This window comes from Pseudomonas sp. Au-Pse12 (assembly GCF_021341665.1).
Lineage (GTDB): Bacteria > Pseudomonadota > Gammaproteobacteria > Pseudomonadales > Pseudomonadaceae > Aquipseudomonas.
This window is the reverse complement of sequence record NZ_JAJTTH010000005.1, coordinates 537,987-558,954: the sequence shown is the minus strand read 5'-3', so window position 1 is coordinate 558,954 and position 20,968 is coordinate 537,987. Positions and strand designations below refer to the sequence as shown.

Here is a 20,968-nt window from a genome sequence, read left to right as displayed (position 1 = left end):
CGCCCTACTCCTTGAGGACGGAGGCCATTTTTTCCAGGTGCGCGCAGGCCCGCATCACGTATTCGTCGGACAGCGCGGCAATGCGCCGGTAGTTGATCTGCTGGCCGGTGGCCTCGGTGTAGAGCCGCAGGGCGTCGGTGGCGTGGCGGAAGTGCCGTGCCTCGACGGCGCCGCAGTGGACGCTGAGGAAACCGGCGATGCGGTTGGCCTCCCCCGTCGGGTAGCCGCAGGACTCGCGCAGCCAGTTCTTCCACAGCGGCGTCATCAGGTTGTACTCGCCGGTGTTGAACAGTTCGGTCAGGGCCATCATTTCCAGGGCTTCCACCAGGTTCGGCGCCAGCGGACGCTTCTCCCCGACCCAGGTGGAGAATTCCTTGGTGATCGGGTTCAGGTACTTGTCCTGCAAGCGCCAGTTGTCCGAGCCGCAGATCGCCGAGGCCATGCGGTGGTAGAGCTTGGAATGGTGGGGATGGCCGTGCATTTCACCGAGGCCGACGTCTTCGACGATGATCTCGCCGCAATGCCGGGCGGCCGCCAGCAGCTTGAGCTTGTTGTCGTCGCCGGGCAGCTCCGCGGATTCCTGCAGCAGCCGCACGATGATGCTCGACACCGCATGGGCCGCGCCGTCGGGGCTGCGCCAGCCGCAGAAGAACGTGCACAGCGAATCCTCGGACCAGCGGCGCGAGGTCATGCGCTGGTAGGTCAGGCAGTAGCCGTCCAGTTTGTCGGGGTGGTTTTCGAAGCCGCTCAGCAGCGCCTCCACCAGATTCCGGTCCTCGACATCCACCAGCGCCTGGTGCACGTAGCCGATGAACGCCTTGCGGGAACTCTCCATGTTTCTCTCCTGTAATTATTCTTCACTGCACGGACAACAAGATGAGCGACGCCGGCCCGAACCACGGCAACGGCTCGGGAACAGGCTCGATCCCCCCGGGGGATTGGGTTTTCTGCAACGGTGTCAGTCGATGACGATCGCCGAGATGAACTGGGCGAAACGGGTCAGCCCCTCGATCAGCTCTTCATATTCCACGGCATAGGAAATCCGCAGGCAGTTCGGGTCGCCGCAGCCGGAGCCGGGCACCACGGCGATGTGCGCCTCGCTCAGCAGCAGGTCGGCGAGGTGATCCACATCCCGTACCGCTTGCCCCTGGTAGTAGCCGCCCAGCTTGGAAGAGACATCGATGTACAGGTAGAACGCGCCTTCCGGTGGCGCATAGGTCACCCCTTCCAGGCGGTCCAGGTAGGTGCGCGCGGCGTGCAACTGGCGTTGCAGGAACGGGTTGACCAGGGCGGCGAAGTGCGACGAATCGGCGCTCAGGGTATTGAGCGCGGCGTACTGCGACAGGCTGCTGGGGTTGGAGGTGGTGTGCCCCTGCAGGTTGTGCATGGCGGCGATCACCGGCGCCGGGGCACAGGCATAGCCGACTCGCCAGCCGGTCACCGCCTGGCTCTTGGAGAAAGAGTCGATCAGTACCGTCTGCGCCTTCAGCGCGGGGAACAGCGCGAGGATGTTGTGGTGTTCATGGGGCTCGCGCACCAGGCCGCGATAGCACTCGTCGAACATCACCCACAGCTGCCGTTCCTGGGCCAGTTGCGCGATCGCCAGCAGTTGCTCGCGCTCATAGACCGTGCCGGTGGGGTTGTTGGGGGTATTGATGACGATCATCCGGGTGCGCTCGGTGAGCGCTCCCCGCACCGCTTCGACCGTCAGCCGGTAGCGGTCGGCGCGGGTCTCGACGCACACCGGGGTGGCGCCCGCCAGGCGAATCTGGGTCGGAAAGGTTTCCCAGTACGGGGTTGGCACTATCACCTCGTCGCCGGGGTTGAGCAGCACCATGCAGGCGTTGTACAGCGCCTGCTTGGCCCCGGCGGTGACCGCCACCTCGTGGGCGGCGAACGCCACCCCGGTGCGCTGGCTGACCCGTTGCGCAAGCTTCTCGCGCAGGGCCGGCAGGCCGATCGGCGGGGTGTAGCGGTTGCGCGCATTGGCAATGGCTTCGATGGCCCCGGCGCGCATGTCCTCACAGGCGTCGAACGACAACTCCCCGGCGGCGAAGTTGATGACCTTGATCCCGCTTTCCTTCAGTGCATTGGCTTTGCTGCGCATGCTCGAGGTGCCTGGAGCGCTCAGGCCCAGTGCCCGGTTGGACAAGGAAAAACGCACTGCCGTGGCTTCGCTGTTTGTCATTTTTGTACCTGCGAAATCGTTCGGAAAACAGAGTGCCCCGAGCCTCTGCCCATGTTGCCCCGGCAACCTGGAAAGCGGCTCTAGGCGGGTCGTCTTACATTCTGATGACAGTCGGAAATACCGGCCAATACTGTTTGCGTCGTGATTGATACTGGAAAAACAAGAAATGCTCGAACTTCGCCGTCTGCGTTATTTCGTCACCGTTGCCGATGAGCTGCACTTCGGCCGCGCCGCCCTGCGCCTGCGGATCGCCCAGCCGCCACTGACCCGGCATATCGCCGCCCTGGAGGCCCGCCTGGGAATCCGCCTGTTCGAACGCTCGACCCGCACCGTGTGCCTGACCCCGGAGGGCGAGCTGTTTCTGCAGCAGGCTCGGGGAGTGCTGAGCGCCGTCGGCGAGGCCGAGGCCACGGCGCGCAAACTCGCCCACGGCGCCATCGGCCGCATCGTCATCGGCTATGCCAGCTCGATTCCGCTGTCCAACGCCTTCTCCGAGATGATCCGCAACACCAGCCGCAGCCTGCCGGAGGTGGAGCTGGCGTTTCGCGAGGTGTCCACCGCCAGCCAGCGCCAGCAGCTGATCGATGGCAGCCTGGATATCGGCTTTGGCTGGGGCGCGCCGAAATTGCCGGCGCACGGTTTGCAGTCGCTGGTGAGTTCACGCGATTCGCTGGTGGTGGCGGTGCCGTCGCGCAGCGCCTTCGCCGGCAGAAGCAGCCTGGGCTTTGCCGAGCTGGCGGGCGAGCCGTTCGTGACCTTTCCCCGCACCTACGGCTCGGCGCTGAACAGCGCGCTGGAGGAGCTCTGCGCCCACAGCGCGATCATCCCGCGCCTGGGGCCGACGGCCACGCAGATGACCACCCTGGTGTCCCTGGTGGCGGCGGAGCGCGGGGTGGCCATCGTTCCCGATTACACGGCGACGCTGCAGCGCCCCGGGGTGGTCTATGTGCCACTGGCCGAGCCCTATGTGCTGGAGCAGACCGTCAGCTGGCGTGAACCCCTGGATTCACGCTGCCTGGAGCGATTCGTCGAACTGGCCAAGCGCCTGGCGACGCCGGCACCCGATGCGGCGCTTGAGCGACGCCTGCACGGCTAGCGGCGCAACTTGGCCGCCAACAGGCAGCAGGCCCGGGCGCACAGCTGCGGGCCTGCATCTGGAAGCCTGGCCAGGACTATCAGCCCGGGCTTGCCAGGGACCGAGCATCGGCGTCCAGGCCGCGCTGCACATACCAGGACAGTGGCAGGGTCAACAGCAGGGTCGCGGCCAGGGCCATCACCGCCAGGGGAATCCCGGTGACGTCGCCAAGGCTGCCGAACAGCACCGGGGCCAGCGCCCCGCCACCGATGGTGCCGGTGTAGAACAGCGAGAACGCCTGCTCGCGCTTGCCCGCCCCCGCCAGGTCCGGCACCGCGCCGTAGAGCACCGACGAGGTGCCGTTCAGGGCCAGCCCCAGGAGCGGCAGCATCACCATCAAGGCGCCATAGGGCAGGAACACCGCCAGCACGATCAGGCTGGCCGTGGTGAATTCGGTGATCCAAACCGTCTTCATCATGCCAATGCGCGCGCCGAGGTAGCCGCACAGCAGCTTGCCGAAGGCGCCGCCGACAAACAGCAGGGTCAGGGCCAGGCCGATCCCGGCGGTGCCGGCGCCCTTGGCCTTGAGCAGGAACGGCAGGAACGTCAGAAAGCCCATGCGCACCGCACTGTCCAGGGTGCCGGTGACGATCAGCGCCCGCAGGCCGCCGACCGAACCCTGGCCCTTGACCGTCTTCGGCGCCTTTTCCTGCATGGCCAGGGTTACCGCCCGGGACGGGATCAGCCACCACAACGCCAGCGCGGCGCCCACCCCCAGCAGGCCGATCAGGGTCACGCTGGCGCGCCAGCTGATCAGGGTCAGCAGCAGCCCCACCAGCCCGGGAATCAGGGTCTTGCCGATGTCTCCGGCGAAGTTGTACTGCGACAGGGCCTCCTTGACCCCGCCACCGGCCTCGTGGGTGTCGGTGATCATCGAAGACGCCAGCGGGTGCTGGGTACTGGCGCCCAGCCCCCCGAGCAGCAGCGCGAGGAGCAACACCCCAAGCCCCGTCGCCTGCCCCGCCAGCAGGTAAGCCACCCCGGCCAGGGCCGTGCCGCCCACCAACAGGCGCTCGCGCCCCCAGCGCTTGGCCGCGCGGCTGGCGAGCAACTGGAAGCCGGCCATCATGCCGGAGTAGGCACCGCGCAACAGACCGATCTGGGCGTAGCTCATGGCGAACTGCGACTGCCAGATCGGCAGCAGAACGTAGATCACGTCCGTCAGGCCGTCGTGCACCGCATGGGCGCCGCAACCGGCCACCAGGGAGCGGCGACGCACCGACACATCGGACGCCGGCAATGCCTCCGGGGAGACAGGGTGTTTCAGATCATTCATCGTCGAGACAGGCTGCAAAATGAAAGGAAAGGATGAACCCGCAACAGGATAGGCGAGCCCGGCGCGGCCACAAGCCCCGTTGCCGGGGCCGGGCCTGGGGCGTCAACGCAACAGCTGGGCGCAGTCGCGCATCACCCGCGCCTTGCGCTGCAGGTATTCGGCAAAGATTTCCCGCGCGGTCTGCGGGTCGACCCGCACCTGCATGGCCTCAACGAACTCGTTGACCGCAGCCACCGCATGGGCGAAGTGATTGCTCTCGGTGCCGCCGGTGTGCACCGTGACCCAGGCCACGGTGGTCCGCGCCTTCTCGGTCGGAACCCCCATGTCACGGACGAACCATTGCTTGTACAGCGGGTGGATGAACTCCACTTCGCCATGGGTGTAGACCTCGTGGATCAAGGTGGTCAGCAGCCCTTGCAACAGGTCGCGGTCACGCAGACGGCGAAAATCCGTCCAGTCCTTGAAGGCCTGGGCCGAGGGCAGGCAATTCTCCTTCAGCAACCACTGGTCATCGCCGCAGATCGGCGTGGCCATGTTGTAGAACAGATCCGAATGCAGGGTATTGCCCAGGGCGCCGAGGTCTTCATCGGTAATCCGCTGCAGGCTGCCGCAAGCCCGGTACAGGCCCTCGGCGGCTTCCGAACCCTGCTCGGAACGGGCCAGCAGGGTGATGCGGTTGGCCAGGCCGGAAACACTGGTGGCGGAATTGTTGGTCTTCGACCAGCTGGCGAAGAACTTGCGCAGCACCGCCGGTTCGTGGCGACGCGAGGTGAGTTTCTCGAAGGCATTCTCGATGTCCACCAGGGCGCCCTCTTCGCTCCAGAACGCTTCGAACAGCGCATGCTTCAAGACACTGGCCGGCATGTCGTTCAACACAGGTTCGACAATCTTCAGCAACTGGCTCTGCCGGGTCAGTACGTTATTCATGGTCACCTCACGTATTCCTTGTTGGATGATGAATCTATCGGGTTGGACGGTGCGCGGGCTGCGACCGGGGTTTCAGGGTTGAGGGGCTTCCAGCCGCCCCAGGCAATCAGCAACGACAGCAGTTGGAACAGCACGATCAACGCCACGCAGCCCTGCCAGCCCCAGCGGCTCCAGAGCAGGGCCGGGGCCACGGCGCCGAAGCTGCCGCCCAGGTAGTAGCAGGTCAGGTACAGGCCCACGGCGCCGGCCTTGTTGTGGCGGGCAGTGGCGGTGGTGAAGGAGTTGGCGGCGGCCTGGGCCAGGAACACCCCGGTGGAGCTCAAGGCCAGGCCCAGCACGATCAGCCACAGCGACGGCAACAAGGTCAGGGCCGAGCCGCAGACCCCGAGCAGCGCCGCAGCCACCAGCAATTGGGCCTGGGGCCGCGATTTGCTCAGGCGGCCGGCGATGGGAATCACCACCAGGGCCAGCAGGAACACGCTATAGATCGCCCCCAGGGCGGCGGCGCCCAGGTCGAAGGGGGCCTGGCTCAGGTAGAGCCCGGCGTAGGTAAAGGTCGCCACCTGCGAGAACAGCACGCAGAACCCCACGCCGTAAGCGGCCAGCAAGGGCCGCCGGCACAACTCGCGCAGGGCACTCAGATGCCCGGTGGCACGGGGGGCCTGCAGGGGAGGATTGGCCGGCAACAGGCAATGAATCGCCACGCCAATCAGCAGGCTCAGGCCCGCGAGCAAGGCAAAGGCTTCGCGCCAGCCCACGTATTCGGTCATGAAGCCGGTGATGAAGCGCCCGGCGAACCCGCCCAGCACGGTGCCGGCGACATACAGGCTGGTGACTTCAGTGACGGTGCCACCGCTCCAGCGGTCGCCGATGTAGGCCACGCTGGTGGCGAACACCACCGGGATCAGCATCCCCTCCACCAGGCGCCAGACCAGCAACTGGGTAAAACTGCCGGCATAGGCCGCCAGCACCGCCGGCAGCGCCAGCAACAGCGCGGCCACCACAATCACCCGGCGCTGGGCGAAACGCCCGGTGAAACGGCTGACGAAAGGCGCAGTGAGTGCCACCGCCAGGGTGGTGACGGTAATGCTCCAGCCGGCTTCGCGAATGCTCACCTGAAAGCTCTGGGCCAGTTCCTGGAGAATGCCCTGGGTCGCATACAAGTTGAGAAATGCCGCACAACCACACAAAAACAGGGCGATGCGAGCACAATGCTGACGCGAATTCATGAAACCTCTCGTTTTATGACGAAAGGCCTTTATAAAATACGCCGCCAAGCCAAGACCAATACCGATTTCCGACCGATCAATACCCAGGGAACAGGATGCTCGATCTACGCAGGTTGCGTTATTTTCTGACCGTGGCCGAAGAGCTGCACTTCGGCCGCGCCGCCCTGCGCCTGCACTTGGCGCAACCGCCACTGACCCGGCAGATTTCAGCCCTGGAAACCGAACTGGGCTTTCGCCTGTTCGACCGCACCAGCCGTACCGTGACCCTCACCGCCCAGGGCCAGCACTTCCTGCCCTACGCTCGCGCGGTGCTGGAGCAAGTGGAGCTGGCCCAGGTCATGGCCGGCAAGCTGGCCGCAGGCTGCGCCGGGCAACTGTCCCTGGGCTACGCCAGCTCCATCGCCCTGTCGGACCTGTTCAGCCAGGCGATCCAGGCCTTCGCCCAGCGCTTTGCGGACGTGCAATTGACCTTGGTGGAAGGTGCCTCGGTCAGCCAGTGGTCACAGATTGTCGATGGGCGCATCGACATCGGCATGAGCCGCATGCAACCGCCGAGCGAGCAGAGCGACATCCAGGCCTTGTCCCTGGGGGATGAGCCGCTGGTGGCGGCGATTTCCAGCGACAGCCCCCTGGCCGCCCAGGCGCAGGTGACCCTGGCCGAGCTCAGCGAGCATCCGTTGATTCAGTTTCCCGCCGACTACGGCTCGGGGCTCAACGACGCCATCGAACAACTCTACCGGCGCAACGGCCTGCCGCTGCGCCCGGGCCCCAGCGGCCGACAGATCACCTCGATCATCGCCCTGGTCGCCGCCGGCCGGGGCATTGCCCTGGTGCCCCGCTGTACCCAGACCCTGGCGAAAAAGGGCGTGACCTATCGGCCCCTGGCGGACCCCAGCGCCACCGCGCAACTGCTGGTGCTGACGCGCAGGCAAGGACGCAGCCCGTTGGTGGAAGCCTTCCTCGGAGTGCTCGATGAACTGCTGCGGGCGCAACCCGGCGGCGCCGGGCTCTAGTCAGAACACGCCCAGCCCCAGCCCGGCCAGGAGCATCCCAGCCTGGCTGCAGTGCTGCGGGCATTGATCAAGTTGGCAGCCGTGAGGTCGGCGCAGGCAGGCCAATCTTGGTCCTTGCCGCGCCGCGTGAGCAATCAGCCCCTAGCGACAATCGACCGAAACCCGCGTGCCCGCCTGGGCAATCGACAGGTCATTGCCGTTGGCGTCGGTGCCAACGAAGGTGCTGATGTAGGAATACACCTGCTGATAGGCCTTGCCGTCGTAGCGATAGAAGGTGTCGCTGTGCTCCCCGGCACTGACCCGCGCACTGGTCATCAAGTCGGGCATGCCATTGCAGGAGCTCTCCAGCACTCCCAGCGGGCCATCAGCGACCGCGAACAACGGCTCGGGTTGTGCCTTGCCGACACGGTAAAGCCATTGGCTCGCATTGACCTGGTTGCCGCTCATGCCACAGCTCAAGAACAGCAACCGGCCATGCGGGCCACGGCAGCTGGAAGCAATCACCCCCTCCTCGCCGCACTCAGCGGTGACCTGCTGGCCGGGGCCGGCCCCCAGGACGGCCAAGGCCTTGTTCGCGGGCATCGCCAGCGCCTCGGTCGCGCACAACCCCTTGCCCCGGGGCCACGCCCGGCTGGCGCCGAAATACACCGGCGACAGCTGGGCAATCACCGTGTCCAGCTCACGGGTGAGGCACTGGCGGTCCTGACAACGACTGATGGCGCGGTTTTGGCGCTCGATCCTTTGCGCCAGCGTCCACGGGGCGTCCACCAGGGCAATCGAGCCGTACTGCAGAAAGCGCGCCTTGAACAGCTTTTCCACCAGCACCGCATCCTCACAAGTCCCTGCCGGCAAGGCCTTGCGTGCGACCGCGGCCTCTTGGTGCACACTGTCATCCGCGCCGAAGCCCAGAGCCGCCACATCCACACAGGGCTTTAGCAACAACTGCGACGAGAGATAACCGCCCTCGACTTGCGCGCTGGCCGGCAAGACCCGCTTGCCCTCCGCCCACACGGACGAAGCCAGTGAAAGTGTGCATGCCAACAGAGTAATGAGGTGTTTCATGGTCGCGCCGCCATCCATTGATGTGATCAGAGCGCTTGCGCTCTTGCCGTGTAGTGCCTTGCGTTGAACCGAGATGGGCCACAGCGCTCTCCAGATCGAAGTGCGCCTGCCAAGGGCCTCGCCCATCAGACGCGCGGGGCATCTTGCTCATCTGCCGAGCTTCGCGCAATCATTCGACGCCTTGCCCTCCGGAGACCAACGATGCACACACTCCCCCTCGCTGCGTCACTCGTTAGCCAGTCACTCGAGCTGCGCCCATTGGCCGCCGGAGACTTCGAAGCCCTGTACCGTGTTGCATCCGACCCGTTGATCTGGGCGCAGCACCAGAGCACAACGCGCTATCAGGAACCGGTATTTCGCCAATGGTTCAACGACGCCCTGACGGCGAAAAGCGTACTGATCGTGATCGATCGTCACAGCGGCAAGATCGTCGGTAGCTCCCGCTACTACGAGTTCAACGAAGAAAAACGTGAAGTTGCCATCGGCTACACCTTTCTCTCTCGCGAGAAATGGGGAGGCAGCGCCAACAAAGAACTCAAACAACTGATGCTCGAACACGCCTTCCAGTGGGTGGATACCGTCTGGTTCCATGTTTCGGGGCAAAATATCCGCTCACAGCGGGCCATGGAAAAAATCGGTGGGCAACTCTCGCACAAATCGACAACGCCGCTGAATGGAGGCACGCAAGAAAAGCTCTTTTATAAAGTTGAGCGAGCCACCTTCTGAACGCTGCGCCTCGCCGTCACGCCGAAAAGACAAGCTCATTTGCCTAAAATGATGGGGATCAGCGTCTGGCGCTACGCGTCAGTCAGGGAATCGATCGATGTGATGTTCAAGGCACCGAGGCCTTTCGCGACGATGGGTGCGCTCATATCGGCGCTGACGCTCTCCGGAAGCGTTTTTGGGGCAGTTACTTCCACCCCCGCGGCATAACCTAGCTTGGGCTTGATCGTCGTCAGCGCTTCAGGCTTGCCGCTGAATGTCTGCAGGTTGCGCAATGGGGTCGACAAACGCTGCTCGTCGACAAGGCTTATGGGGGGGTAGACAGGGTTAAATTTGATTGGAGATAAAATCTAAGTGTAAAAAAACAAACTTTCGCGAGACACACTTGATAATTTTTCTTTATCGATTTCCTGAACAACCTGAAACTTATCCAAGACATTTATCAGAATCGCTTACAGTAATTTACTGTCAACAGCCTACGATACTTATTGAACCTGCAAGAGCTATTTATATAGCTGACCGCCGAAAACTCTCTCGGAATCATTTAGAATCTGCCCAGTATAAAATCAGTACCATAAAGACTTTCACTGACTCCAACCCAGCTACCCCGCCTGCCAATTCGACAGGACGCACATCAACATCTGATGACTCCCGTTGTCGCTGTAAACGTTCCTGAACTTCCGACTACCGAACGTTCTCACGGTAATCCTTATAAAGGCGCAGTCATCATACAAACCTGCATAGCCACCCCACCCGCAATCCCACCCGCCAAGACGTTGGCCCAAAACATTGGAATATAACCACGAAAATGAACGATCAAGATTGTGATAAGCGTCCCAACCCAAACAAACAGCTGAAATTGGATAAACCATCACGAAAGACTCCCAATCTTCCCAATTAAACAAGACCCACAACATTAGCAACACCAATAATTCTCAAATTTTTAAACACTACATAAACCCAGGGAACACAGGATTTTCTTTTCAACCGAACAGCAAACTTCAGTAGGCACTTATCTCAAAAGACACTTACCGTCTTTTAATATTACTGGAAAATAAAATCATTACAAATGGCTTCTGCTTTGCCAAGAGCCACGTATGGGAAGAGCTTTTCAGCACAGCCTCAGACGACTTCAAGTCAGGTTTCAAAGTAATGTGGCGGCCCGCCTTAGTGTTTCAATGTATAAAGCGCTACAGCAAACCGTAGGAAGAACGACAGTAGGACGATGAACTGTGTCGTTTGCGAGCGAAACTCAAGCGCGCCACTGAAGAGCGAGACATATTAAAAAGACCGCCGCGTACTTTGCCAAAGAGTGCGTCTGAAGTACGCCTTTATCAAGCAGCGCGCGGGCGACTATTCGATTCGACGGCTTTGCCTGATGCTTAAAGTACATCCCAGCGGTTATTACGCCTAGCTGTTCGAGCCGCAATCTGTACGCGCCAAAGACAACCAGCGACTGCTCGGCTTGATCAAGCACTCATGGCTGGAGAGCGGCAGCGTATATGGGTATCGCAAAGTCCAGAACGATCTGCCCGAGGTTGGTGAAGACTGTGGCCGGCATCGTGTGGCGAGGCTAATTCGCCTTGAAGGCCAGCGCTCTCAGACAGGTTATCGACGACGCCTTGGCAAGTAAGGCGGTAAGCTAGCGGTCGCCTCACCCAATTTGCTGAAGCGCCAGTTTGATGTCGTAGAACCCAACAAAGTTTGGGTTACCGACATCATCTACATTCGCACGCATGAAGGCTGGCTGTGGTGTTGCATCTGTTTTCTCGTCAGGTCGTTGGCTGGTCAATGAAGTCGCAGATGACCAGTGATTTAGCTATTGACGCGTTGTTGATGGCGGTTTAGAAGCGTAAATCGAAGCAAGAGGTGATGGTTCATTCCGACCAAGGCAGCCAGTACAGCAGCTCCGATTGGCGCAGTTTTTCGGAGGTAACCAATTTGGTTACCAGCATGAGTCGCCGAGGCAACTGTCATGACAACGCCGTGGTCGAGAGCTTTTTCCAGCTTTTGAAACGGGAACGGATCAAGCGGAAAATCTACATCTCGCGGCAAGACGCTCGTAGTGTTGTGTTCGATTACATCGAGATGTTCTACAACGCAAAACGCCGCAATGGTTTCAACAGTCAGCTGTCACCGGTAGAGTTTGAAAAACGCTACGTAATGAGCTTGCTAGGTGTCTAGAGAATACGGACGATTCAGGATCTTAAGCGACTACGGCTTGATTATAGTTTTTTGTTTTCGAATAATTTAGAGCTCACCAACCACCGAAAAATTGACAAACCTGATAGAATTACTGCAGCTTTGCACTCACAAAGACAAGTGAATCATTCTCCAACCATCTATTTATTAATAGGCCAAACATGAGAATTACGCATTTAATTTTTTTATCCACACTTGCCTCCTTCTGTTCAAACTCCAATGCAGAGGATGTTACAAAAGGGAGAGAATACGAAACATGCAACACAAAATACTGCAACCCTAGCCTGTCAACTTCTGAATTTATGGAAAGCCCACCTCTTGAGGGCGAGATAATTATTGGAGAGACATTCTTTGTAAGCGAAGAATTCCCCAAACTCTACAAAACAGCATTCCAGCCGAAGAAAGTAATTTCTGTGTACAACCCATCAACGGGTGAAATATTTGAAAATGAAAAAGACTACTCCATTACTCAAAGCGGGATACTGATTCTCCCAGGCTCCAAAATCAATGAAGCTCCGGCAGGATTTCTTGAACCTTCATGGTCAGAAATGAGCACATACGGGGTCAAGGTTTCCAATGAATTCAAACGATACCAGTATGCAGTAACTTACAAGAAAGAAGATTTTTACCATATAAAGAAAGTCGGCTTCATTAAAAAACCAAAAGAAATAAAAAAAATGAGACTGACTTTTTTTGGAGACTCAATTAGTTATGGATCCGACACTACGCACGGATACGTAAACCTTGTAATGTCGACACTTGAAAAAAACTCTCCCGGCAGGTTCATGTACAGAAACAATTCCGTACCTGAAATTAGCTCCCTAAATGCTAGTTGGTGGATAGATACAAAACTAAACGACAAAAAATCCGACATTATCGTTCTCGCATTTGGCATGAACGACAGCAACAACATTACCCCTACCAAGTACAAGGCCAACCTAGAGAGTATAATTAAAAAAGTAAGGCTAAAAAATCATGACACTCAATTTATATTGATAAGTCCTATCAGACCCAACCCTAAATCTAAAATCCATAACCACGACTATTTCAATAAATATGCAGCCGCATTAAAAGACATTGCAATTGAAAACGACAACGTAATGGCGATCGATCTAACTTCAGCATGGGATCGAGTAAATAAAAATAAGAGATTTTACGACTTAACAGCAAATGGCCTTCATAGCCCGAATGATTATGCTCACAGAGTCATAGCGGATGTGGTTTATTCTGCCATGAAGGAGATATAAGCTTGAGGCCCCGACCTAGGGGCCTCAACCTATAAATCACCTAAACCACACACATGTCCGCATCAACATTGACTGACGCGACCTTGAACTGTAGCGGTCTAATGATTCCGGACACCCATTTAGGCGAGAATGCTCACCAGATAGAGGTGTCTGATGACCACACAACGTCGTTCCTTTTCCGCTGAATTCAAACGAGAGGCCGCAGGCCTCGTACTTGATCAAGGCTATGCTACATCGAAGCCTGTCATTCACTTGGAGTTGTCGCATCTGCGCTACGTCGCTGGGTTAACCAGCTTCAGCAAGAGCGCAATGGAGTGACTCCGTAAAGCAAAGTGTTGACGCCCGAGCAGCAAAAAAAATCAGGAACTGGAAGCCCGAATCAATCGGCTGGAATGGGAATAATCGATCCTAAGAAAGGCCACCACGCTCTTGATGACTGAAGAATACGAGCGTTCGCGTTAATTGATCAGCTTTACCCTGAAGAACCTGTTGATCTGTTGTGCTCGGTATTTGAAGTCACCCGATCTTGCTATTACGCGCACTGCCGCAAGCGTCGATTTCCGAACATTGAGCGGCTGATTTTGCGCTGCCGTGTGAACGAGCTGTTCACCCAAAGCCGCAGCGCGGCGGGCAGCCGAACTATCATATGCATGATGCGAGAGAACGGCATAAATATTGGGCGGTTCAAGGTGCGCAAGCTGATGAGCAAGATGAAACTGATCAGTAAGCAACCCGGCTCACATGCCTATAAATAGGCCGGGGATGTCTACCTTTCCGGGGGCAGTCCAGTATTGGCGCACCGCCAACCAGTACGCAATCATTGTCGTGAAAACGACCGCTAAACATTTCCGTTAGGCGGTCGATATATTCGCGAACCATTTTTCTGCGGCGTAGCCAGATTCGCCTCAAGGCTTCGTCAGGGCTTGGCCACACTCGCCAAGTACCGTTTAACAAGGAGTTCCGGCATGTACGCCACCCTTATCGACCCGGTCAAGGAAGCACTGCGGCAAATCCTCAACATCGCCGTGCAATTCGACCGCACCAACGCCGAGCGCGAAAAAATTCGCGCGGTGTTACGCAAGTTGCTAGTCATTCGCGAAATGCACTCGACTTATTTCATTTGCGTAGGCGGCACCCAAGGCGCCGGCAAAACCCACTTGCTACGTGAACTCTACGGTCTGGATGATTGGCTGCAGGACAATCCGGGCCGTGGCGAATGTCGCCCGCTGTTTATCCTCGAGCGAGACTGTGAAGCACCCTACGCCCGTGGCGTGGATGAGTACGGCGAAGAACATGAGATCAACCAGGAGACACTGGCAAAGGAACTGCGCAGTTTCTCTACCGGTGAACGTTTCCTGCTGCTGCGTTTGTATGTGCCCCGCCGCCACTTCAGTGATGGCTTCGGCTTTTTGCTGCTGCCTGGATACGAACGGCTAAGCCGTACCAACAGCCTGTGGCAGGAGGAGATGCGCGACACGCTCAAGCATGCTATGGGCAGCATCATGGTCACCAACGCCAATGCCCTGGCGACTAACGCAACTAACGAAGTACTGATCGACATGTTGGAAAACGCCCTTCAGGGCCGCCAACCGATCATTACCATCGGCCGTACCGAAGGTAAAAGCGACGATGAGCGTGACACGCTGCGCCTTTCGGCCGCGGAAGCCTGCGAAGTACCTGCCGAGGAACTGGATCGCATCCTGTGCGTCGGGCGTGGCGAAGAGTACCGCGCGCACTGGGTTCCACAACTGATCGAAGCGCTGGCCAAATACGCCCAGGTGCCTGAAAGCATTCACCACCAGCGCCTGACGGATCTGCGTTCCATCGTAGAGTTGGAACTGGAAGCCGCTGTGACCTTGCTCGAATCTTTGGTCGAAGACGCCGGCGCACGCTCCAGCGCCCAGGACGCACTGATTGACTCCATCCTTAACAAATTCCGCCAGTCAGTCGTCAGCTACCGCAAAAAGTATCAGAAGTCCTTGCACCATTACGTTGACCAATATGCACTTCAAGCCACGGTCAGCGCCAAAAAAGCCTACGGCGACGAGGAAGAAGGCTGGGGCAACAAACTACGGACCGCCAAGGACTTCTTCCTGCTCAATGCCAGCGAAACCGAGCAACGCTTTATCGATCGCATCAATCTACACTGGGAAAACCAGGCCGGCCAAACCCCCGTTGATGCCACCTATCTTGCGTTGACCCACGTTGCCAACGACCTGCTCGCACTGGGCCATGCCCCCAAAGAGCATCTCGACCCCCAGGCCCTGTTAAGCCTGCGCAATGAAGATCGGCCTGGGCAGTACCTCGGTTACGAAAAAGCCGATGGTGGAGCCATCTCCCCCTTGAGCAACAGGGTCGACCCGCAGTTACTTCAAAAACACGTTTGCCTGCTGCTCAACGAGACCTCCAGCGAAAATCATCTCGACACCGGCACCACTCGAACCCAGCAGTTCAATACTGCCCTACAATACCTACCAGCGCTGACCATGGAATACCTGCGCATGAGCCAGGGCATCGCACTGTGCCGGCGCGGCGTCATAGACACCTCGCAACTGGTGAACTACGACCCCGTCCAGCTCGCCAAAGACATTGGCGAAACGCTGCCCAAGTTTACCCAAGGTGCCCAGCAAGCCATCCGTGCCCTGCTTGCAATCACTGCCGTGGATTTAGCCATTGACGGAAGCTTCGACGTGATTCCCGCGCTGGCCGGGGGCGCAGCCACTGGCCTTGGCGCCACCTTATCGATGGCCGCAACCGGCATGTTGGGGCTTGGGTTCATTGGCTACAAAGCGGCCAGCTCGGTGCATCACTACGATGTAGGCAAACGAAACTTCATCGGCGCCAGCATCGAGCGCTTCAAAGATCACTTGGTCGAGACCAGTCTTGAGCACTATGACGAACTGATGGAGACGATAGAGGCACGTATCCAGCGCAATCTGAGCCTTGCCTACGGCGTTGACATTGACCAGTTCGCCGAACGCGATGCGCTGGCCCGGTCACTGCGGGCTCTGGAGGTTTCGCGGCGCAATCTGGAAACCGAGATCGACCGTGCCCATTCCCGCTACCTGGCTTGAGCGCCATCGACAACGTCACGATTGGGCATTGCAAGCCTTCGACCGGTTTGTTCACGAACTGGCGCCGGAGGTCAGTAATCAGGTCAGGCGCTCCGACCAAGTGACGGTGGTGGTCTATGGTGCGACGCAAGTCGGCAAGACCACCCTCATTCTCGACCTGCTTGGGCTAGCGTCGAGCACTCACGACGAAGTGGCCCGTGTGCTGCGTGGCGGCCAAGCCGTGGGCAAGTCTGCCACGGCCATGCCGCTACGCTACGGTCGTGCGCCCGATGACAACTGGTACATCGGGGGTGACCAGCCAATGGACGAGGCACAGGCTACTCAGGCACTGGCCGATATTCGCCGCACAGTCGAGCAAGGCAGCCGGCAGAATACAGACCTGACCGATATCCTCATCCCCGACCGGTTGTTCCCGGCCGAGTCTGGCAATGCGCTGGACGTGGACGTCAAGCTGATCGACTTGCCCGGATTGGACGCACGCAACCGAAACGAACAACAACTGGTAGAACAGCTCGCTCGTCGTTATGCCACCGTGGCGGACCTGGTGCTACTAGTGACCCAAGCCAGCAGCCTGGGCTTCCTTCGACCGGAAAACCTGCGGATCGAGGAACTGGCTCACTGGGCAAGCCAGCCAGTACGTTTTCGCGTGGTAGTGACTTCTTGTTTCTCCCTCAGTAGCGTGCGCAAGCGCTTCCTCAATACTCCGCTCGACGTACATGAAGTACGTCTAGCAATGATCAGCGAGATCGAAACTCTCGAACTAAAAATCCCTTCACGCTTTGCCGACAATCTGTATGTGCTTGAACTGGGCGATTCCGCTCGTGATCTGGCCAACACCGACCCTGAGTACTATGCGCACATTGCACCGGTGGTCAGTGAATTCAGACAGCAACTGATTACCGACATCAAAGATGCGTCCGGACCGTTCTCGCGGTTGTTCGCGGCCTTTCAACTGGATAGCGTCGTACAGGGTCAAATTTCGGTGTTCCGAGCGCGCTACGAAGAGCGCAAGGCAGAGTTGGATGAAGAACTGGTGGTGTTGAAAAAACAACTGGGCAAGCACTACCCGACGCTGTCCGATAGTCCCTGGTTAGAGATGCTTGAAGATCACCAAACAAGCCTCGACGAGCAACACACGACTCAAAAGCAGCTGGGTGCCGTTCTGTCCAAGTTAGTGCACACCGAGTGCAAGACGCTGTTTGAATCATTATTCGAAGGCTCGCCGGTCAAGGTAGACTCCGAAACCGTGTCAGCGCTGCAAGAGGCACTTGAAGAGGAAAAAGAGCGTCTGAAACAACGGTGCCAGGGTTGGACAGACATCTTCAATGAACTATTTGAGCGTGTGGCTGCAGATCATCTGAAGGCGCCTTTAAGCGAATGTGTTGACCGGTTGCCTCGCATCACCTTCGATGACAAAGACTTCCACGCTATCGCCTATGTCCTGGATGACTACAGCAGAGACAGCTACTTCTGGTCGTCGAACTTCGAAAACGACAGGATAGTGCTGGACATGGCTTTTCGTAAAAGTCAGCAACGCCATGCATCACTTGCCCATCAAAGCTTCATTGACGGCTTCCGCGCGCAAGCCGAGAAAATCGAGAAGACCGTGCACGCGCTCAAAACACAGAAGCGAAACGTGGCAGAAAAGCTGCAACAACTACACGACCACCAGGACACCCTTGCGAAACTACAGTCAGAACTGGATGCAAATCTGGCCAGGATGACCAACTCGCTGCAAATCGCCGAACACTTTGAGCGACGGGTTAATGACGCCTTCGTACAAGCCCTCCAAACCGTCAAGACAGGTATCGCCAAGGGCTCAACCGCTATGGACAAATTCCTGGCCGTGCTGAATACCCATTTGCTGATCAACGAAGCGGAAAAACTCTACGCCGGAAAACCCTCGACGTGACTGACAACACAGTTCAAGACGAAATGCGAGCCGCCAGGCAAGACATGGCACAGTTGCTCAACGATATCGTGATCGCGCCACTGAAAGACGAACTCACTGCCCTGCTGGACGGTGCGCTGTATCCGCTCGACAAAGAGATCAAGGACCGCCATGACGGCCTGATGGCGCAGATAAGCAAGATCAAGCGAACGCTCGATCGCCACTACCCCGCTAACAGCCTTGCCCTCGACGAACAATTTCAAGCATTGCTGGACGGCCAACACGATGCCGAACATCAGGCACACACCCGAACTAACGACCTGGCAACGACCCTGAGCGCCCAAACGGAAGCGTTCAGTCAGCAAACCCTACAAGCGCTATCGAGCCAAACCGAAGCGCTCGATGGCCTTTTAAGTAAACAGCAGCAGGCCTTCCAGGCCCATACACAAGCGCAACTGCACGCCCTGAACGACGCCAACCGGCTAGCCCATCACGAAAGCAATGAGCGGCTGTTCGAGCAGATGTCCGGACTGGCAGATACCCAGCAAAGCACTGAGGCGCTTGCAGTCACCCGGGCGGAGCATCTGCTCGAGACGCTGAGCACTCAAGCCGAAACGCTAGGCCAACAGACCCTGCAAGCTCTTAACACCCACAGCCAAAAGCTCGAAGGGCAACTGAACGACCATCACCAGGCGTTTCAACTCGACACGCAAACACAACTGAAGGCACTGAGCGAAGCAAACCAGTCGGTCCTTCGCGAGGGCAACGATCAGTTGCTCGAGCAACTGCAACAACTCGGCAAGGAGCATACGAAGCGCCTGGAAGCACTGATCACCGTGTTGGCCAGCAAGGGCCGCACCTCTGTGGAGCAGGCCATTGCCCAGCAGGACCAGCGCGTGCAAGTCACTCTCTGCACGCAAGCAGTCCAGGCCAGTACGCAGCACGAATCCACTTTGCAAACGCTTGCAGCCATTCACCAGCATTTACTGAGGCAGGACGCCCGGGTCGACGACCTGCAAGTCAATCTGCAGCGAACCGCAGGACATGCCAAGGCCTTGCTCTACACCGTCGTCCCAGTAGGCCTGTTGAGCCTCGGAGCGCTGGCGTACCTGATCCTGCATATCAGCTAGCGGCCCTTCAGGCTCACTGTCCTTTTCACCGCATATACCCAGCCTGCGTTGAGCCGGCCGAGGCCGCCCCGCCGCCGAAGTACGACCCAGCAGCAGAGGCCGCCATGCCGAACAGCGAGCTGAGCGCCGCGGAACTGGCCTGGCGAACAGCGATCCTTGCCATGTCTGCAAGGATCGACTTCGCAAAGTCAGCAAACGACAGCTTCCCGGTCATCGCGAACTGCACGATCGCGTCTTCCATGGAGCCGAAAGCATTGGTGATACGGGTTCTGTCGCTTTGCGCACGGAAGTGGCGGGATGAAGAAAGGCGGCCCTGGCTTGATTCGGTGCCAATGCTGGCGAAGCTGGACCTTAAGAAAAAGGTGCGTGAACCCTACCCAATGTCATGGGAAGAGCAATCAATCCTTTTCGGCGAGTTGCCGGCGCACCTGCAGACGATGGCCCTATTCAAGGTGAACACGGGCTGTCGCGAGCAGGAGGTCTGCAAGTTGAGGTGGGATTGGGAGATTTCGGTGCCGGAACTTGGCACCAGCGTGTTCCTGATTCCTTCCGACTTCGGCGGCCGGAACGAAAGGTCGGGCGTGAAAAATGGCGATGAGCGGCTGGTCGTGCTCAATAGCGTGGCGAAATCAATCATCGACAAGCAGCGTGGACAGAGCAAGGACTGGGTTTTTCCTTACAACGGTACCGCGATGCATCGCATGAACGACTCGGCATGGAAGAAGGCGCGGGTGAGAGCAGCGAAACTCTGGCAGGAGGAAAACCTTCGCCCCGCTCACCCTGGGTATGCATCCATCAGGGTGCACTTTGGCCATCGCCTTCGGGCGGCAGGTGTTACCCAGGAAGACAGGAAGGCCTTGCTGGGGCACAAGAACGGAGCATCACCAGTCACTACTCGGGCGCTGAGCTTGGGCATCTGATTGAGGCTGCGAACATGGTATCAGTAACCGACTCGCGGGGACCGGTGCTGACGATCTTGAAGAGGAAAACAGGATGAAGCCCCGAAAAACTCCCCACAAATGAAAAGCCCAACCTGTGAAGATTGGGCTAAGTCATTGAAAAATATGGTCGGGACGGAGTGATTCGAACACTCGACCCCTAGCACCCCATGCTAGTGCGCTACCGGACTGCGCTACGCCCCGACTAGGCGTGAAACCTGTTTCACTTCTCAGGAAACGTTGAGGAATATACCGCAAGCTTTTGAAAAGTGGAAGTATTTAAAACCAAGAATTACTTCTTAAGCACCACAAGCACATCCTCCAGCTCAGAAATCATCTGACGGATCAGTTGCTTGTATTGGGTCGTATCATCTTTGGCTTCATCGCCGGAAAGGCGCAAACGTGCCCCACCGATGGTGAACCCCTGATCGTAAAGCAACGCGCGGATCTGCCGGATCATCAGCACATCCTGGCGCTGATAATACCGGCGATTTCCGCGGCGTTTGACGGGGTTGAGTTGAGGAAACTCCTGCTCCCAATAACGCAGCACGTGCGGTTTGACCGCACAAAGCTCACTGACCTCACCAATAGTGAAGTAGCGCTTGCCCGGGATCACCGGGAGCTCGTCGTTATGACTTGGTTCCAGCATAAGCCTCAACTCGGGCCTTCAACTTCTGCCCTGGACGAAAGGTGACCACACGGCGGGCCGTGATCGGGATTTCTTCACCCGTTTTCGGGTTGCGGCCAGGACGCTGGCGTTTATCCCGAAGGTCGAAGTTACCGAAACCGGACAATTTGACCTGTTCGTTATCTTCGAGAGCGTGCCTGATTTCTTCAAAGAACAGCTCGACCAATTCCTTGGCCTCGCGTTTATTCAGGCCTAGCTCTTCGTAGAGACGTTCGGCCATTTCAGCTTTCGTCAGAGCCCCCATA

Annotated in this window: 16 protein-coding genes, 1 tRNA gene and 4 pseudogenes; 10 read left to right on the top strand and 11 right to left on the bottom strand. The window is 58.3% G+C overall.

Annotation, left to right across the window (positions count from 1 at the left end; genetic code table 11):
• Window positions 1-4: 4 nt before the first annotated feature.
• Window positions 5-835, bottom strand: coding sequence for a hypothetical protein (locus tag LXM55_RS17585; protein ID WP_233321504.1), 831 nt, complete (start codon window positions 833-835; stop codon window positions 5-7).
• 123 nt (window positions 836-958) lie between these two features.
• Complete coding sequence (locus LXM55_RS17580) at window positions 959-2,188, bottom strand: pyridoxal phosphate-dependent aminotransferase (protein WP_233321503.1); 1,230 nt, start codon at window positions 2,186-2,188, stop codon at window positions 959-961.
• 166 nt (window positions 2,189-2,354) lie between these two features.
• Here LXM55_RS17580 and LXM55_RS17575 point away from each other — a divergent pair, with 166 nt between their 5' ends.
• Complete coding sequence (locus LXM55_RS17575; RefSeq protein ID WP_233321502.1) at window positions 2,355-3,284, top strand: LysR substrate-binding domain-containing protein; 930 nt, start codon at window positions 2,355-2,357, stop codon at window positions 3,282-3,284.
• 79 nt (window positions 3,285-3,363) lie between these two features.
• Here LXM55_RS17575 and LXM55_RS17570 read toward each other — a convergent pair whose 3' ends face one another.
• The 3 genes from LXM55_RS17570 to LXM55_RS17560 form a co-directional block, all read right to left on the bottom strand.
• Window positions 3,364-4,599 (bottom strand): MFS transporter, encoded by a 1,236-nt coding sequence (locus LXM55_RS17570; RefSeq protein WP_233321501.1) that lies wholly within the window; start codon window positions 4,597-4,599, stop codon window positions 3,364-3,366.
• Between the two features lie 102 nt (window positions 4,600-4,701).
• Window positions 4,702-5,526 carry a hypothetical protein gene (locus LXM55_RS17565; RefSeq protein WP_233321500.1) on the bottom strand — a complete coding sequence of 275 codons (825 nt, stop codon included), beginning with the start codon at window positions 5,524-5,526 and terminating at the stop codon, window positions 4,702-4,704.
• Window positions 5,527-5,528: 2 nt separating this feature from the next.
• Window positions 5,529-6,755 (bottom strand): MFS transporter, encoded by a 1,227-nt coding sequence (locus LXM55_RS17560; protein WP_233321499.1) that lies wholly within the window; start codon window positions 6,753-6,755, stop codon window positions 5,529-5,531.
• A 95-nt stretch (window positions 6,756-6,850) separates the two neighbouring features.
• Between LXM55_RS17560 and LXM55_RS17555 the strand changes: the two genes are divergently transcribed.
• A complete protein-coding gene (locus tag LXM55_RS17555; RefSeq protein ID WP_233321498.1) occupies window positions 6,851-7,768 on the top strand; it encodes a LysR family transcriptional regulator in 918 nt (305 codons plus the stop codon).
• Window positions 7,769-7,909: 141 nt separating this feature from the next.
• Here LXM55_RS17555 and LXM55_RS17550 read toward each other — a convergent pair whose 3' ends face one another.
• Complete coding sequence (locus LXM55_RS17550; protein ID WP_233321497.1) at window positions 7,910-8,830, bottom strand: hypothetical protein; 921 nt, start codon at window positions 8,828-8,830, stop codon at window positions 7,910-7,912.
• A 201-nt stretch (window positions 8,831-9,031) separates the two neighbouring features.
• Here LXM55_RS17550 and LXM55_RS17545 point away from each other — a divergent pair, with 201 nt between their 5' ends.
• Window positions 9,032-9,556 (top strand): GNAT family N-acetyltransferase, encoded by a 525-nt coding sequence (locus LXM55_RS17545; protein WP_233321496.1) that lies wholly within the window; start codon window positions 9,032-9,034, stop codon window positions 9,554-9,556.
• Window positions 9,557-9,627: 71 nt separating this feature from the next.
• On the opposite strand, the gene LXM55_RS17540 is transcribed toward LXM55_RS17545, so the two are convergent.
• Window positions 9,628-9,840, bottom strand: coding sequence for a hypothetical protein (locus LXM55_RS17540; RefSeq protein ID WP_233321495.1), 213 nt, complete (start codon window positions 9,838-9,840; stop codon window positions 9,628-9,630).
• Between the two features lie 940 nt (window positions 9,841-10,780).
• Here LXM55_RS17540 and LXM55_RS17535 point away from each other — a divergent pair.
• From LXM55_RS17535 to LXM55_RS17510, 6 genes and pseudogenes are all read left to right on the top strand, one after another.
• Window positions 10,781-11,737 (top strand): annotated as a pseudogene (locus tag LXM55_RS17535) (IS3 family transposase); the annotation flags it as partial.
• 179 nt (window positions 11,738-11,916) lie between these two features.
• Entirely contained in the window at window positions 11,917-13,002 is a 1,086-nt protein-coding gene (locus LXM55_RS17530) for an SGNH/GDSL hydrolase family protein (protein ID WP_233321494.1), read from the top strand.
• A gap of 153 nt (window positions 13,003-13,155) precedes the next feature.
• Window positions 13,156-13,754: pseudogene (locus tag LXM55_RS17525) on the top strand (transposase); the annotation flags it as partial.
• A 213-nt stretch (window positions 13,755-13,967) separates the two neighbouring features.
• Complete coding sequence (locus LXM55_RS17520; protein ID WP_233321493.1) at window positions 13,968-16,076, top strand: hypothetical protein; 2,109 nt, start codon at window positions 13,968-13,970, stop codon at window positions 16,074-16,076.
• Window positions 16,051-17,988: a dynamin family protein gene (locus LXM55_RS17515; protein WP_233321492.1), complete on the top strand. Its 1,938-nt coding sequence runs from the start codon at window positions 16,051-16,053 to the stop codon at window positions 17,986-17,988. The genes LXM55_RS17520 and LXM55_RS17515 overlap by 26 nt, the downstream gene beginning before the upstream one ends.
• Window positions 17,985-19,097: a hypothetical protein gene (locus LXM55_RS17510; protein ID WP_233321491.1), complete on the top strand. Its 1,113-nt coding sequence runs from the start codon at window positions 17,985-17,987 to the stop codon at window positions 19,095-19,097. The genes LXM55_RS17515 and LXM55_RS17510 overlap by 4 nt, the downstream gene beginning before the upstream one ends.
• A gap of 34 nt (window positions 19,098-19,131) precedes the next feature.
• On the opposite strand, the pseudogene LXM55_RS17505 reads toward LXM55_RS17510, so the two are convergent.
• Window positions 19,132-19,359 (bottom strand): annotated as a pseudogene (locus LXM55_RS17505) (phage tail tape measure C-terminal domain-containing protein); the annotation flags it as partial.
• On the opposite strand from LXM55_RS17505, the pseudogene LXM55_RS17500 reads away from it, so the two are divergent.
• Window positions 19,355-20,094: pseudogene (locus LXM55_RS17500) on the top strand (tyrosine-type recombinase/integrase); the annotation flags it as partial. The pseudogenes LXM55_RS17505 and LXM55_RS17500 overlap by 5 nt on opposite strands.
• Window positions 20,095-20,162: 68 nt before the next feature.
• Here LXM55_RS17500 and LXM55_RS17495 read toward each other — a convergent pair.
• The 3 genes from LXM55_RS17495 to ihfA form a co-directional block, all read right to left on the bottom strand.
• Window positions 20,163-20,239, bottom strand: a tRNA-Pro gene (locus LXM55_RS17495).
• Between the two features lie 88 nt (window positions 20,240-20,327).
• The gene (locus LXM55_RS17490) at window positions 20,328-20,684 is read right to left on the bottom strand and encodes a MerR family transcriptional regulator (RefSeq protein WP_007920509.1); all 357 of its coding nucleotides are present in this window, start codon (window positions 20,682-20,684) and stop codon (window positions 20,328-20,330) included.
• On the bottom strand, window positions 20,665-20,967 hold the full coding sequence (gene ihfA / locus LXM55_RS17485; RefSeq protein WP_002553164.1) for an integration host factor subunit alpha: 303 nt from the start codon (window positions 20,965-20,967) through the stop codon (window positions 20,665-20,667). The genes LXM55_RS17490 and ihfA overlap by 20 nt, the downstream gene beginning before the upstream one ends.
• Window position 20,968 lies beyond the last annotated feature (1 nt).

What these genes read in the sequence shown, in the direction of transcription:
- LXM55_RS17490 (WP_007920509.1), bottom strand. Translation starts at nt 20,684, where the DNA reads ATGCTGGAACCAAGTCATAACGACGAGCTCCCGGTGATCCCGGGCAAG.
- LXM55_RS17530 (WP_233321494.1), top strand. Translation starts at nt 11,917, where the DNA reads ATGAGAATTACGCATTTAATTTTTTTATCCACACTTGCCTCCTTCTGT.
- LXM55_RS17565 (WP_233321500.1), bottom strand. Translation starts at nt 5,526, where the DNA reads ATGAATAACGTACTGACCCGGCAGAGCCAGTTGCTGAAGATTGTCGAA.
- ihfA (WP_002553164.1), bottom strand. Translation starts at nt 20,967, where the DNA reads ATGGGGGCTCTGACGAAAGCTGAAATGGCCGAACGTCTCTACGAAGAG.
- LXM55_RS17585 (WP_233321504.1), bottom strand. Translation starts at nt 835, where the DNA reads ATGGAGAGTTCCCGCAAGGCGTTCATCGGCTACGTGCACCAGGCGCTG.
- LXM55_RS17570 (WP_233321501.1), bottom strand. Translation starts at nt 4,599, where the DNA reads ATGAATGATCTGAAACACCCTGTCTCCCCGGAGGCATTGCCGGCGTCC.
- LXM55_RS17555 (WP_233321498.1), top strand. Translation starts at nt 6,851, where the DNA reads ATGCTCGATCTACGCAGGTTGCGTTATTTTCTGACCGTGGCCGAAGAG.
- LXM55_RS17545 (WP_233321496.1), top strand. Translation starts at nt 9,032, where the DNA reads ATGCACACACTCCCCCTCGCTGCGTCACTCGTTAGCCAGTCACTCGAG.
- LXM55_RS17550 (WP_233321497.1), bottom strand. Translation starts at nt 8,830, where the DNA reads ATGAAACACCTCATTACTCTGTTGGCATGCACACTTTCACTGGCTTCG.
- LXM55_RS17520 (WP_233321493.1), top strand. Translation starts at nt 13,968, where the DNA reads ATGTACGCCACCCTTATCGACCCGGTCAAGGAAGCACTGCGGCAAATC.
- LXM55_RS17560 (WP_233321499.1), bottom strand. Translation starts at nt 6,755, where the DNA reads ATGAATTCGCGTCAGCATTGTGCTCGCATCGCCCTGTTTTTGTGTGGT.
- LXM55_RS17580 (WP_233321503.1), bottom strand. Translation starts at nt 2,188, where the DNA reads ATGACAAACAGCGAAGCCACGGCAGTGCGTTTTTCCTTGTCCAACCGG.
- LXM55_RS17575 (WP_233321502.1), top strand. Translation starts at nt 2,355, where the DNA reads ATGCTCGAACTTCGCCGTCTGCGTTATTTCGTCACCGTTGCCGATGAG.